We start from the raw sequence: 13,626 nt of genomic DNA, 5'->3' as shown, positions 1-13,626 counted from the left end.
AGGTAAGGGCGAGGATGTCGAGTCACCGGGCGTCAAGGCAGGCGCACGATGGTGGGTTCTTGCATGATAAATAAAAACCGGCCCGTCATTTGGGCCGGCTTTTTATTCTGGATCTGAATTGCTTGTGATCACTTGGCCGATCAGAAACTCCTGCTCCAACCCAGCCAGAACTTCGGATCATCCGAGTTGACAGAGCCAAGCGCGTCGGTTGACTCAATGTCCGCGTACTCCACGTTAACACTGAAAGAACCGAAGTTTCCCGCATCCTTTGTAACGTTGGCGGCGACGTGTGAATAACTTGCCTCGCCGACAGAAGCCTTGCCGTCATCAGCGAAGTCGTAATAGCCAAGCGTCACACCGGCACTGTAGCTGTCCTCCAGAGGCACCCCAACAGAGGCGTAGTAATAGGCATCCCCCTGCACGAACACCCCATCACCACTGGTGTCGCTGTTGATCGTGTAGGCCAGGCCGATGGCCGCAATGCCATAACTGATCTCGCCGTACAGTTCGCCGAAGTCGATGGAGTCCGGCGCGTCAGGATACGCATAATAAATGTACCCAACGTCATAACCCAGTTCTTCCACAGAGCCGGAGAATCCGGCATAAAGATCAAGCTCATAGCTGGTGCCGTCACCAAAATCGACATTGGAACCCCAACCACCGGCGTAGAAGCCCGACGCATGCTCATAATCCAACCCTCCCTGGACAGCCGCAGCCCCGTCTGTCTGGGTGACGCCCCGGAACAGATAGTTGCTGCTGGCGCTCACATTTGAGCTGACGTCAGCGCTAACAATGGCGGGCGCAGCCTGAAGTGCTGCAAGCAAAGTGATACTGATAAATCCGGATTTGGTGAAAAACTGCTTCTTCATAATGGATACCTTCGGTTGGATTTCATTGCTCCAAATATGATTTAGCAAAAGTCTTGCCACATCTTATTTATTCTTGTTTATCATTATTATAGAGACAAATCGGCACATTCTGAGCTTGCCCCCGAAAAACGACCCAACACCTAGCGCCCCAGAACCTGTCACCGGCCCGGACCAGCGCCCTGTTTTGATGCATTCTCTGTAACCATTCTGTAATCTTTGCCAAATAGACTTTAATAGCGCTTCAACACACACAAGCAAACCGAAAAAGGTGAGACAGATCATGAGCAAGAAATATTTGGGCTTGGCTTTGGCGATTTCTGCCGCTTCTGCTGCACAGGCCGGAAACGTTACGACCAGCGGCGAAGACCTTGTGATCGATACCGACAGCGGTATCAAAGTGAAAGTGTCGGATAACTCTGCGTCTTTTCAGCTCGGCGGGCGCATTCAGTGGGATTACGACGCCACGCAGTCTGACGACAACGGTGTTGACACTACCGATTTCGATGTGCGCCGGGCACGCCTCTACGCCAAGGGCCACTTTGGCGACTGGGCGTACAAGACCCAGTTCAACGTCGCTGAAAGTGATGGCGCCGACGGCGGTACTGCTGAAGACCTGTACATTCGTTACATGGGATTTGGCTCAGCTGCAACCGTGACTATCGGTAAACAGAAAGAGCCATTCGGCCTGGAAGAATTAACGAGCTCAAAAGACATCTCAGCGCTTGAGCGATCTGCCATGACCGAGCGTTATGCCCCCGGTCGCAGCGGCGGCATCCAGCTCAGCGGCAAAGGCAGCAACTGGACCTACGGTATCGGCTACTTCGAGGCAGGCGGCAATGGCAGCGACGATTTCAATAACACGGCAGTAACCGCACGGGGCACGGTTGCACCGATTCAAACGAACAATATGGTTGTTCATCTTGGTGCGGGTTATACCACGCGTGATGCCGACACTCAGGCCGATGAGGTCGATACGTTTAATCTGGAGCTCGCCGGCGCTTCCGGGCCCTTCCATGCCCAGGCCGAATATTTCGATTCCGAGGAAGGCCAGGTGGATGTTGATGGTTATTACGTACAGCTTGGCTGGATCATCACCGGCGAAAGCCGTCCTTACAAAGCCGGAGCATTCAAGCGGGTAAAACCGGCATCGCCCAAAGGGGCCTGGGAAGTTGTTGCCCGCTTTGAGGATGGTGACGGAAAATACAGTGACGTGGGGCTGGCCACGACCGACGGTGAGCAAACAACACTGGGCGTTAACTATTACGCCAACAAGAATGTTCGACTTGGAATGAGCTACATGGATGGCGAAGAAGCCAATGGCGCTAGCGGAGATGAAGTGCGTGCGAGGTTACAATATGCATTTTGACCGCATGGAGGTCGCTTGAATGAGTTTTGCGGTTTGATATAGTTCTTGAGAGTTAATGAAATACTCAGGTTTTGGGCAGATATTAATCTGCCCATGCTTTTGTCTGCCCCCCCCCCACCCCGCCCCCCGCTAATAAAGTTCATCTGAGGTTTCTGGTGTACATTGAGGTGGACCCCATCAGTTGGACAGCCTGAAGGTGCAGTTAAGCTCTGATCCGGCTGTATTCCTGAAAAAAGGAGGCCCGTATGGACGGCTTTGCGAGACGTATAAGGTGGTGGCGCGTTGTTCAGCTCTTTTTGCCTGTGAGCCTATGGAGGTACCCCTTGAGAGTCAGGTTCAATCTGACCGATATCAAGGTTGTCGCTGACATTGGCGCCCTAAACTGAATGAGCGACTTATCGATGAAATATTGACTCCATTCAACCGTTTATACGGCCGCTGAAGGTACCACTAGGATGAAAATGATGCTAACTCCGCTCACTGCCAGGAATGGCCAAAAAAACCAGAAGTCGTTGCTTGTCTTTGCCATTGGTTCGGTTCTGGCCTCTGCCGCAACGCCTGTCCTGTCCATGACCTTTACCGAAGCCTTAACCGGGGGAAAGGTTTCGCTTGATGTTCGTTACCGTTACGAATTTGTGGATCAGGACAACCCTCTTGATCAAGCCCATGCTTCTACCGTTCGAACCCGACTGGGGTACCGGACTGGTGATTTTAAGGGGTTTGAGGTGTTTGCCGAGGCGGAAGATGTGTCCGCTGTGGGGAATGAGAACTACAATAGCACCATCAATGGCATAACCGATCACTCAGTAGTCGCTGATCCGACGGAAACCGAAGTCAACCAAATTTACGTGCGTTACAAAGGTTTTTCGGATACCAGCCTGACCTACGGCCGTCAGCGCTTTGCTCTGGACAATCACCGGTTTATCGGTACGGTTGGCTGGCGCCAGAATGAGCAAACCTTCGATGCCTTTGTCGGCACCAACGAGTCGCTTCCGGACACGAAGATCACAGCGGGCTATCTTTACAATGCTAACCGGGTGTTCTCGGATGCCAGCCCTAATGGCAATTTCCCAATGCAGTCGCCGATTTTCAACGCACAGTATCATGGCTTGGCTGCCGGAACCCTGACCACTTACGGTTATCTTTTCGACTTTACCAACGAAGACGTCAACTCAACCCAGAATTTTGGTTTGCGGTTCGCAGGTGGCACCGATGTATCGGAAGACGCCAGGGTCCTGTACACCCTGGAGTACGCAATCCAGAAAGACTATGCAGACAACCCGCAAAGCTTTGAGGCCGCTTATTGGCTGGCGGAAGTGGGGCTCGCAGTCTACGGCCTGACCTTTAAGGTGGGTATGGAGACTCTGGAGTCGGACGACGGCCGGTCATTCCAGACGCCTCTGGCGACGCTTCACGCGATGAACGGTTGGGCCGACCAGTTCCTGGTCACCCCGGACGATGGCCTGCAGGATCTATACGTATCGGCGGGTGCCTCAGCAAAGGGGGTCAAGTGGCTGGCCGTTTATCATGACTACAGCAGTGACATCAATAGCCTGAGCTATGGCTCCGAGCTGGGGCTGCTGGCTGTCTACCCGATCAACAAGCACTACACGGTGGGTGCCAAGTTCGCCAGCTATGCCGCCGATGGTCGTGGCGTGGATACGGACAAGGCCTGGTTGTGGGGAGAGGTCAAGTTCTGACCTTATCACTGTTGCGGTGAACAGACATTCGCCTGATAGAGGGCGGGTCGCCCCGACCGGGGGTAGACAATCCGAAGGATAAGGGTCGCTGACGAACGCTGCGGTTGAGGAGGTCTCAGGCAGCGTTTGGCTCTTGGAAACGTCGTAAATTTACAGAAATTGATGTGTTAGCTATGCTTTGGATGGAATCTAAACAACAAGGAGAAGCACGATGGGTAAAGCTATTAATGGTAAGTTCGAGAACATGGATCAGGCACGCAATACGCGAGACGATCTTATTGGCAGCGAAATCCCACAGGATGTGATCTTTATTGATAAGGAAGAGCAGACGATCCGGGTGATGTTGCCGCAGGAGGAGGCCGGGGAAGTTTATGAGATCTTCGATCGACACGGCGTCACGTATAAGTGAAGGCTCGTGGCCCTGTGCGTTGGGCTGTTCCTGGGATCACTCCGCAGTGGTCAACGCGCGGCTGCGGTCATGACGCTGATCCAGTCGGCTATGCGGAAAGGGCATGATCCCTATGGGTATCCAAGGGATGTTCTAACCCGACTGCCGACACAGAAGAGCAGCGCCATCGGCGGGCGCTTACAACGGAATAAAATAGTGTTGGTCTTTTGGGAACGTATCGGTAGATCGTATGCCTTAATTTGTTAATGTCACAGACTGGTGCTTGAAAGCAGGATGGCCGCAAAGAATCGCCCCACTATTGTTGTGTTGCTGTCACTGCTTTTGGTGTTCAGCGGGCCTGCGTTTGCTTTGCCTTGCCGCCGGGGAACTTCACAAGTTTTACCGATACCGGTTCCCAGCTGATTTTTGCCGCACAGGCGGCCCACTACCAGGATCCCTTCCTGGCTTCTATTACACCCCCTGCAGAACATTACTCCTGAGTCTTAACCGGTTTTTGCCCATCGCGGCAAACTCATTAACGTTAGTTCTTGCAACAAAGTCTCGTCCTTCGGTTCATTCGTAACGGGGCTTTATATGGAGTGAATCAAATGCGCAATTCAAAAACCAGGCTCACCATCACAGCGATTCTTCTGGCCGGAACCATTGGATCCTTCTCTGCATTGGCCCACGAGGACGAAGGAAAAGGCATGAGGGGGATGATGAATATGATGTCTGATATGTCCCCCGAAGACCGTAAAGCCATGACTGAGGCGTGCATGAAAATGATGCAGGGGCATGGAAACGGGCCGGAAGGACGATTATCAGGTCATCGCCTTCAACGCCAACGGCCAGCAGCGTGTGTTCCGCGAACACAAGGATTACTGAGGTCAGCTCTGTGAAAGTGATGCCTTTTCGCCTGAACTCCGCCACGGTGCGGTACTGGCAAGATGCTATGGCGGGCACGGGCCATTATCAATAACGGCAGGTCCAGGGAAGGCATCAAATTCGATTTCTGGGCAATTTGACAGACTCACCGAACTTGGAGGGCTAAATGCCTGATCTTGCAACTTGGGGAATTGCCGCCGCGTTTGCCGGTGGTCTCATATCGTTTTTTTCACCCTGCACGCTACCTCTGGTTCCCGGCTACCTGTCGGTCGTGACTGGAGGTGCCCTGACCGAGGCTTCGAATCGGTTGAAGGCCCTTTGGCTGAGCCTGTGTTTTGTGATGGGGTTCAGTCTGATCTTTATTGCCCTGGGAGCAAGCGCAAGTGCTTTAGGGCAATGGTTGATGGCCTATCGTGAAGAGGCCAACCTGGTGGCCGGCGTGCTCATCGTTCTAATGGGTCTGTTTATGCTGGGTTGGTGGAGCATGCCGGCGTTGCAGCGCGAATGGCGCATTGGACAGTCACTTGAAGGCGGACGTCCCACTGCCGCCTTTCTTCTGGGGATAGCATTTGCCATCGGCTGGACACCCTGTATAGGTCCCATACTCGGGGCTATATTGGCGCTCAGCTCCACCCATGCCAATGCCGAGGCAGGTATGTTGTATCTTGCTGCCTATTCGTTAGGGCTGGCTCTTCCCTTCCTGGGAACTGCCCTATTCATTGAGCACTTTCGCCGACGAGTGCGCTGGTTCAGTCGCTGGAGTCGACTGCTGAGAGTGTTTGCAGGCCTGGTACTCGTTGTCATGGGCGTGTTGGTGCTCACCGGTCAGATGACTCTATTCGCGTCATGGATGTTGTCGACGTTTCCAGTTCTTGGAAGGCTTGGCTGATCCTCTCTAATTCTTTAATTCGTGGGGATCGTTTCAGTGGGTGCTATCCTGACGCAGCCAGTGTAGCTGAGTGTAAAAAGCCTATCCGGCCCTGGGCGCTGAGCGAGTCTGCCGGTGTTCAGGATTACGTGTTAGATGGGATATTCCTGTAAGGAAGGCGAGGCCAGGCTCGACCTCAGTGCCATGCCCGCGGTCATGTTTACCGATCCTCAAGTCGCCACCGTTGGCCTCTCTGAAGCCGAAGCAGTTGCTCGGGGTGCAGGTTGTCGCAGCGGAAGGCGGTGAAATTATCCAAACGGCGGTGATGGCGTTACGAGCAGGTTTGACCGTTCAGGAAATCGGCGATGACTTGTTCCCCTATCTGACCATGGTTGAAGGACTCAAGCTCTGTGCGCAAACGTTCACCAAGGATGTAAAACAGTTGTCATGCTGTGCCGGATAAATCATTTGAACGCGGCTCTGGGGTTTCTTGACCGAGATCACAATCTGATTCGGTTTAAGCCGGTGATTCATTTTGGATTCAGGTAGATATGCTCTGATGATCTGGATGGCGCTTATGCTGGGTGTTCGTCTGCCTGATAAAAGCTCCGGTTGGCCAATTAAGGAAAGGGGACCAAGGAATGAAAAATACCGTCGTGGAGATCCGCGGCTTGCTATCGGCACTGAGTGCTCGGGGCGTGGAGAAACAGTTGTTGAGATTGCCCGGCGTTAAGAAAGCCGAGGTCAACTATGTGGCCGGCAGCGCGACCGTCACCTATGATGAGGCGACGGTGGACCTTGAGGCTATCAAGGCCCGGATACACGAGTGCGGCTATCACTGTTCCGGAGAACAGTTGCCCAGGCACGTTTGCGACCCGGGGGACCCGCCGACCGAAGCCGGGGCTGTGTCCATGCCCGTCCACGATGGCCATGCCTCCCACACCGGCCACGACGATACCGCGCATCCTGCTGAACACGGCGAACATACTGGCGCAAAGGACGAAATGGCCCACGAGATGGGTCACGGCGGCAGCATGGACATGCAGGCAATGGTGCGCGACATGCGCAACCGTTTCTGGGTCTGCCTGATCTTCAGCCTCCCGATTTTCATTTATTCGCCCATGGGTGGGCTGTTCGAACCGCCAGCACCGCCCTTCGGGCTGCGGCTAGACCTGTGGTTGCTATTACTGGCAAGCATCGCGGTGCTCTGGCCAAGCTGGCCGTTCTTTGTTGCCGCCTGGCGCGCGCTGAAAAACGGCGTGCTCAACATGGCTGTGCTGGTCGTTCTATCGGTGGGTACTGGCTACCTGTTCAGCGTCGGTTCCACGCTCTTTTTCCCGGGTGTGCAGTTTTTCGAGGCGGTGGCGGTGCTGCTGGTGTTCATCCTGCTCGGCCATTGGCTGGAGATGCGCGCCCGTGCCGGTGCCTCGGACGCCATCCGCTCGCTGATGGATCTCGCGCCGCCCAAGGCCACTGTGTTGCGTGATGGCCAGGAACGGGAGGTTCCCACCGCTGAGGTTCTGAAGGACGACATCGTCGTGATCCGCCCCGGCAATAAGATTCCGGTGGACGGTGAGGTCTTGGAGGGCGAGTCCCTGGTGGATGAGTCCATGCTCACTGGCGAGTCCATGCCGGTGGAAAAAAAGCCCGGCGATAAGGTGATCGGGGCCACCATTAACAAGAGCGGCAGCTTCAGGTATCGCGCCACCAAGGTAGGTTCCGACACCGCGTTAGCGCAGATCGTCAAGCTGGTGCAGGAGGCGCAGAACTCCAAGGCCCCGGCGCAGCTGCTGGCGGACAAAGCGTCACAGTGGCTGGTGGTGATTGCCATCGTAATCGGCCTGCTCACCTTCGCCGTCTGGTTCTGGTGGATCGGCCAAAGCCTGCTGCTTGCCGTGACCCTGACTATCACCGTGTTCGTGATCGCCTGTCCGGATGCCCTCGGCCTTGCCACGCCCATGGCGGTGATGGTGGGCACCGGCCTCGGCGCCAGGAACGGCATCTTGTTCAAGAATGCCTCTGCACTTGAGGATGCCACCCGGCTGGATATTGTGGTCTTCGACAAGACCGGCACCCTGACCATGGGCGAGCCGCAGGTGGTCGAGGTGGTCGTGGTGGCGGGCAGCACCGAGGAGGCGGTCCTCGCACTGGCGGGGACGGTGGAGCAGGGCTCGGACCATCCTCTGGCCAAGGCGATACAAAGTAAGGCCGAAGGCTTGCAGCTCGATCCGCTGACCGGCTTCACCAACATCGAGGGCAAGGGCGCGCGGGCGGAGATTGGCAGCAAGACCGTGCTGCTCGGCAACCGCCGGCTGATGGACGAAGAGAAGGTCGACATGGCGAGCCTGAAGGACGAGGCCGCGCGTCTGCAGAGCGCGGGTCAGACCGTGGTGCACGTCGCCCAGGACGGGAAGCTGGTCGGCCTTATCGCCATTGCCGATGCGCCGCGCCCCACCGCTACTGCAATGGTCAAAAAGATGCGTGAACGCGGGGTGGAGGTGGCGATGCTCACCGGCGACAACCAGGCCACCGCCGAGCGCATCGCCCGGGAACTCGGCATTGAGATGGTGATCGCCGATGTCCTTCCGGGGCAGAAAGCAGACAAGATCAAGGAGCTCCAGGCTCAGGGCAAGAAGGTTGGCATGGTGGGCGACGGTGTCAATGACGCCCCGGCACTGACCCAGGCGGAGGTGGGTTTCGCCATCGGTGCCGGCACCGATGTGGCCATTGAGAGCGCTGACGTGGTGCTGATGAAGAGCGACCCCTACGATGTGCTGGGAGCCATCGAGCTGTCGCGCGCTACCCTGCGCAAGATGCACCAGAACCTGTTCTGGGCGGTGGGCTATAACGTCATCGCCTTTCCCGCGGCGGCAGGCGTGTTCTATCCGTTGGTGATAAGCCCAGAAGTAGCGGCGCTCGCAATGTCTGGAAGCTCCGCTCTTGTTGCGGTAAATGCACTCCTGTTAAAGCGCACCCAACTGGACGGCTTAGGGTAGACGAACACTTCCAATTGGAAAAATTGATGTTCATCAAGCCCACGCTATTGAGCGACTCTTTTTGCATCTTTTGTTGGGGTTTTTCAGTGTGAATTCAGGCTTATGAGTTTAAGTGGTAGGTAATTGCTGTTTGCTGACATGATTAATGACAACAAGGGGGAACGGGTAAATGGACATCAAAACCTTTGGAGAACTTATTAGCTGGACACGGGATTTGCATGCTCACCTTGCAAGGTGTATGTCACATTGCGCTACGAAGAATGAAGAGGAGCGAGCACGGGCGCTGCTGGACTATCTGGCGACCCATGAATCGGAAATGGAACGTATCGTGAATGAATTCAAGTCGCAGGGCGATTTCAAAGCATTGGAGACAAGGGTCTACGACTACCTGTCTCACCATCCCATTAAGACCCACAGAACCTGCGATGAGCCCTACGCACAGCTGGATTTTGAGGGCATATGCAGAGAAGTATTCGATTTCCATGATCAGATAGAGGACCTTTATCGCACCATGGCCGACAAAGCCGAGATTCCCGAGGCGAAAGAATTACTGCAATCGTTGCTAACCATGGAAGAGAACGAAGCTATGCGATTGGCCAGGCAGATAGGGCGTATGAACGACCTCTGATCAGAGCACTGAAATTATTCTTCGACGCAGAAAAGGGTGTTGATACATGGCGGGGTCTTCCGGTCAGTTGCGGGTTTTCAAGATGGGTATCAATACTCATCAGGAACCTGTTGTCTACATGCGTGATGATTGTGATGTCTGCCTTTCAGAAGGATTCTCCGCCAGTTCCAGGGTGGGAATTTCCTCGCAGGGACGTTCCATCATCGCAACTCTCAATATTTCGTCTGATGAAACGGTTCCCAAAGGGTATGCGGGGCTTTCAGATATCGCCATAGAGCGGCTCGGGGTGGCTCAGTCTGACCTGGTTTCAGTACATCATGCGCCCTATATCGAATCCTTGAGTCTGGTTCGTCGGAAAGTATTCGGACACAGCTTGCTTCCGGCTGAGATGGCCCGCATTGTCTCCGATATCTCCGCACACAAATACAGCGATGTCGAAATAGCCTGTTTCCTGAGCGCTTGTGCGGGTGGCAGATTAGGTTTCGATGAGATTGTTGCTTTGACCCAGGCGATGGTGAATTGCGGACAACAGCTCGATTGGCCAGGCGTGGATCGTGTGTTCGACAAACACTGTGTTGGAGGCCTGCCGGGCAACCGGACCACGCCGCTGGTTGTGTCGATCGTCAGCGCAGCAGGCTTAGTAATGCCTAAAACCTCCTCCCGTGCCATCACCTCACCGGCGGGAACAGCGGACACCATGGAAGCGCTGACCAATGTGAGGCTTGGGCTGAACGAGATTCGCCGTGTGGTCAGAGAAACCGGTGCCTGTCTCGCCTGGGGTGGGGCGATGAACCTCAGCCCGGCTGATGACCTGTTGATTCGCATCGAGAGAGCGCTGGACCTTGATGGTGAGGGCCAGCTCGTGGCCTCGGTGCTGTCCAAGAAGATTGCTGCCGGTTCCACCCATGCGGTGATTGATATTCCGGTGGGGGAGACGGCCAAGGTTCGAACGCCCGGCGATGCCGACCGGCTGGCCTCTCTTTTCACAAGCGTTGGGGCGGCCTGTGGGCTGAAGGTACGCTGCATCGCGACAGACGGCAGCAAGCCGGTTGGTGCAGGGATCGGGCCGACAGAGGAGGCCCGTGATGTTTTGGCCGTGTTGCAGGGAAAGCGGGGTGCGCCGGAGGATCTACGGAGCCGCGCCATCATGCTGGCTGGCCATTTGTTCGATCTGGCTGATGGTCGTGGCGTGAAAGAGGGGATGGTCAAAGCAGAACGACTACTTCAAAACGGCTCTGCCTGGGGGCAGTTCAAGCGTATAACAGAGGCTCAGGGAGGGCAGAGGAGCTTAGGTGAAGCCCGTTTTAGGCGCCCAGTTCTGTGCTCGGAATCCGGAACAATCGTGTCTATCGACAATCGTCGGCTTGCCCGTGTCGCCAAGCTGGCAGGCGCACCTGCCAGCTCTACCGCAGGGCTGCGGCTACTGGCGACCGTCGGTGATAGAGTCACTAAGGGAGAGCCTCTCTATGAATTGCTCAGTGACAGTCCGGGGCAGCAGGATTATGCGCTGGCGTTTAACGATATGGGGCCGGCAATCTTCACTGTAAAGCGAGAGGAATGATTGTGGGCATTACTGAAAAAAGTGTGTTGTTCAGCCTTGCTCCCCATCCATTACGGGAAAAACTTTGTGATCGGCTCAATCTGGAGCCGGGAAGTTTGGAGGTGCGGAGGTTCCCTGATGGTGAGTCCTACTTACGTGTGCTCACATCAGTCAAAGGTGCGAACTGCGTAATATTGGCCGACCTAACGCATCCAGACACCAAATACCTTGCTCTCCTGTTTCTCTTTGAAACTCTCCGGGAACTCGGTGCCAGGTCGATTGGGTTGGTGGCGCCCTATCTTTGCTATATGCGCCAGGATCGACGCTTCGAAGAAGGGGAGGCGGTCACTTCCAGGGTGTTTGCCCAGTCTTTGTCTTTACATATCGACTGGCTGATCACCGTTGATCCACATTTGCACAGGTACCAGTCTCTTGACGAAATCTACAGCATACCCACGCAAGTTGTTCAGGGAGCACCGGCGCTGGCGGATTGGCTACGGGGGCAAAACGGTCTGTTGCTGGTAGGTCCGGACGCGGAAAGTGAGCAATGGGTATCAAGTATCGCGCAGGCCAGTAACCATCCTTATGTCATTGGCACCAAGCAGCGTCTGGGTGACCGGCGCGTTGAAGTCACCTTGCCGGATATCTCGGCGTATAACGGCCGGAAAGCCGTCATCATTGATGACGTTATTTCCAGCGGCCGCACCATTGGCGAGTGTGTCAGGGCACTTAAGGCACAAGGCACGGAGGCCATCCTGTGTGCGGCGGTGCATGGCATTTTTGCGGAGGCCTCGGACACCTACCTTCTGGGTACCGGCCTGCAGACGCTGGTGACCACCAACACGGTTCCACACAGCAGCAATGAGATCGATGTCAGCGAGTTGCTGGTGCCGCCGGTCAGGCATTTTCTCAATCAGGTGGAGGATGAGCGCCGATGAACATTACATTTCTGGGTGGCACGGAAACCGTGACCGGCTCCAAGTTCCTGGTTGAAACCGGCCAGACACGTGTATTGGTCGATTGCGGCCTGTTTCAGGGGTACAAGTGGCTGAGAAAGCGCAACCGGCAACCGTTGCCGCTCGATATTGCCTCGCTGGATGCCGTGCTTCTGACCCATGCCCATCTGGATCATTCAGGCTACATCCCCGTGTTGTACAAGCAGGGCTTCCGGGGGGCGGTTTATACCCATCACGCCACCCGAGAGCTATGCAGCATATTGCTGGCCGATAGCGGCCATCTTCAGGAAGAGGAGGCACATTACCTCGGCCGCCATAAGCTGAGCAGGCATGAGAATCCGGAGCCCCTGTATGATCAGGAGGATGCAGAAGCCTGCATGGAGCTGTTTCAGTCGGTGGACTTTCACCAAGTGATCCAGCTCGGTGATATACGCTTTCATCTGCGACCGGTCGGGCACATTCTCGGGGCGGCCTGTGTCATCATCGAGGCGGAAGGTAAATGCGTCGGTTTTTCCGGCGATGTGGGCCGCCTCAATGATATTTTCATGAGGCCACCTGCGCCTCTGCCAGCTCTGGACATGCTGATGCTGGAGTCAACGTATGGCAATCGTCGCCACGACGATGCGGACCCGTTGTCGCAGTTGGCAGACATCGTTAATGAAACCGTCGACAAAGGGGGCAATATATTGATTCCGGCCTTTGCTGTGGGCAGGGCGCAGGTCTTGCAGCATATGCTCACCGACCTGATGAAGGCGGGACGAATTCCAAGGTTGCCAGTTTATCTGGATAGCCCCATGGCGATTGATGTTTCTGAGATTTACTGCCGCTACGAAGATCAGCATCGGTTGAGCAGTTCAGAATGCCACGAAATGTGCAGCACCGTTCATTATAGCCGCAGCGTCCAGGACTCCAAGGCGCTGGCTGATCAGGCCTACCCGCACGTAATTATTGCAGGCAGCGGTATGGCAACGGGCGGTCGCATTCTTCATCACTTCAAACGTCTCCTCGGCCAGCACCGTACAACCGTTATCTTTGCCGGTTATCAGGCAGGGGGGACACGAGGCGCCAAAATGGTTAATGGAGCGGAAAGGATCAAGATCCACGGCGACTGGATTCCGGTCAAGGCCCGGCTGGAGGTGTTGAGTGGGCTTTCCGGACATGGAGATTTCACAGAGATCGAACAGTGGCTGGCTCAAAGTGACTTAGCCCCCGAAACGCCGATCAACTTGATCCACGGTGATCCGGAGGCGCTGGAGGCCATGAAGGATCACTTGCGTCAGAACACCCGGTTTGAGGTGGATGTGGCAGGCTACCAATCCATTTTGCGTCTTTGATGTGAGACCGGGCAAATACCCGGGGTAATCCGGATATTTACGGCGAGGATTTCTAGTAGGCCACCATTAACGTCAGTAGAGTTATCAGGGAGAGAT

General features: G+C 55.4%; 10 protein-coding genes and 2 pseudogenes. 11 read left to right on the top strand and 1 reads right to left on the bottom strand.

Annotated elements, in window-relative coordinates; all coding sequences use genetic code 11:
- Positions 1-140: 140 nt before the first annotated feature.
- Positions 141-869 carry a TorF family putative porin gene (locus tag ABJM11_RS10710; RefSeq protein WP_062363658.1) on the bottom strand — a complete coding sequence of 243 codons (729 nt, stop codon included), beginning with the start codon at positions 867-869 and terminating at the stop codon, positions 141-143.
- 280 nt (positions 870-1,149) lie between these two features.
- Between ABJM11_RS10710 and ABJM11_RS10705 the strand changes: the two genes are divergently transcribed.
- From ABJM11_RS10705 to ABJM11_RS10650, 11 genes and pseudogenes are all read left to right on the top strand, one after another.
- Positions 1,150-2,235: an OprO/OprP family phosphate-selective porin gene (locus ABJM11_RS10705; RefSeq protein WP_053113984.1), complete on the top strand. Its 1,086-nt coding sequence runs from the start codon at positions 1,150-1,152 to the stop codon at positions 2,233-2,235.
- 455 nt (positions 2,236-2,690) lie between these two features.
- Positions 2,691-3,935, top strand: a complete 1,245-nt coding sequence (locus ABJM11_RS10700; RefSeq protein WP_338355822.1) for an alginate export family protein — start codon at positions 2,691-2,693, stop codon at positions 3,933-3,935.
- Between the two features lie 211 nt (positions 3,936-4,146).
- Positions 4,147-4,344 (top strand): hypothetical protein, encoded by a 198-nt coding sequence (locus ABJM11_RS10695; RefSeq protein ID WP_008171269.1) that lies wholly within the window; start codon positions 4,147-4,149, stop codon positions 4,342-4,344.
- 24 nt (positions 4,345-4,368) lie between these two features.
- Positions 4,369-4,590, top strand: a pseudogene (locus ABJM11_RS10690) (transposase domain-containing protein); the annotation flags it as partial.
- A gap of 784 nt (positions 4,591-5,374) precedes the next feature.
- On the top strand, positions 5,375-6,097 hold the full coding sequence (locus ABJM11_RS10680) for a cytochrome c biogenesis protein CcdA (protein ID WP_348292725.1): 723 nt from the start codon (positions 5,375-5,377) through the stop codon (positions 6,095-6,097).
- Between the two features lie 156 nt (positions 6,098-6,253).
- A pseudogene (locus tag ABJM11_RS10675) lies at positions 6,254-6,539 on the top strand (mercuric reductase); the annotation flags it as partial.
- Positions 6,540-6,717: 178 nt separating this feature from the next.
- Positions 6,718-9,072, top strand: a complete 2,355-nt coding sequence (locus ABJM11_RS10670; protein WP_008171261.1) for a cation-translocating P-type ATPase — start codon at positions 6,718-6,720, stop codon at positions 9,070-9,072.
- Between the two features lie 169 nt (positions 9,073-9,241).
- Positions 9,242-9,700, top strand: a complete 459-nt coding sequence (locus tag ABJM11_RS10665) for a hypothetical protein (protein ID WP_008171259.1) — start codon at positions 9,242-9,244, stop codon at positions 9,698-9,700.
- A gap of 46 nt (positions 9,701-9,746) precedes the next feature.
- Complete coding sequence (locus ABJM11_RS10660) at positions 9,747-11,261, top strand: thymidine phosphorylase family protein (RefSeq protein ID WP_273165957.1); 1,515 nt, start codon at positions 9,747-9,749, stop codon at positions 11,259-11,261.
- Positions 11,258-12,178 (top strand): ribose-phosphate diphosphokinase, encoded by a 921-nt coding sequence (locus tag ABJM11_RS10655; protein ID WP_008171255.1) that lies wholly within the window; start codon positions 11,258-11,260, stop codon positions 12,176-12,178. Before ABJM11_RS10660 ends, ABJM11_RS10655 begins: the two co-directional genes overlap by 4 nt.
- Positions 12,175-13,530: an MBL fold metallo-hydrolase gene (locus tag ABJM11_RS10650; RefSeq protein WP_348292724.1), complete on the top strand. Its 1,356-nt coding sequence runs from the start codon at positions 12,175-12,177 to the stop codon at positions 13,528-13,530. The genes ABJM11_RS10655 and ABJM11_RS10650 overlap by 4 nt, the downstream gene beginning before the upstream one ends.
- Positions 13,531-13,626: the final 96 nt, after the last annotated feature.

Origin of the sequence: Marinobacter sp. (genome assembly GCF_039977835.1) — a bacterium.
Taxonomy (GTDB): Bacteria; Pseudomonadota; Gammaproteobacteria; order Pseudomonadales; family Oleiphilaceae; genus Marinobacter.
This window is presented reverse-complemented; position numbering and strand designations above follow the sequence as displayed.

Coding starts and splice junctions, on each gene's coding strand:
- ABJM11_RS10650 (WP_348292724.1), top strand. CDS start 12,175: ATGAACATTACATTTCTGGGTGGCACGGAAACCGTGACCGGCTCCAAG.
- ABJM11_RS10700 (WP_338355822.1), top strand. CDS start 2,691: ATGAAAATGATGCTAACTCCGCTCACTGCCAGGAATGGCCAAAAAAAC.
- ABJM11_RS10680 (WP_348292725.1), top strand. CDS start 5,375: ATGCCTGATCTTGCAACTTGGGGAATTGCCGCCGCGTTTGCCGGTGGT.
- ABJM11_RS10660 (WP_273165957.1), top strand. CDS start 9,747: ATGGCGGGGTCTTCCGGTCAGTTGCGGGTTTTCAAGATGGGTATCAAT.
- ABJM11_RS10710 (WP_062363658.1), bottom strand. CDS start 869: ATGAAGAAGCAGTTTTTCACCAAATCCGGATTTATCAGTATCACTTTG.
- ABJM11_RS10655 (WP_008171255.1), top strand. CDS start 11,258: ATGATTGTGGGCATTACTGAAAAAAGTGTGTTGTTCAGCCTTGCTCCC.
- ABJM11_RS10705 (WP_053113984.1), top strand. CDS start 1,150: ATGAGCAAGAAATATTTGGGCTTGGCTTTGGCGATTTCTGCCGCTTCT.
- ABJM11_RS10665 (WP_008171259.1), top strand. CDS start 9,242: ATGGACATCAAAACCTTTGGAGAACTTATTAGCTGGACACGGGATTTG.
- ABJM11_RS10670 (WP_008171261.1), top strand. CDS start 6,718: ATGAAAAATACCGTCGTGGAGATCCGCGGCTTGCTATCGGCACTGAGT.
- ABJM11_RS10695 (WP_008171269.1), top strand. CDS start 4,147: ATGGGTAAAGCTATTAATGGTAAGTTCGAGAACATGGATCAGGCACGC.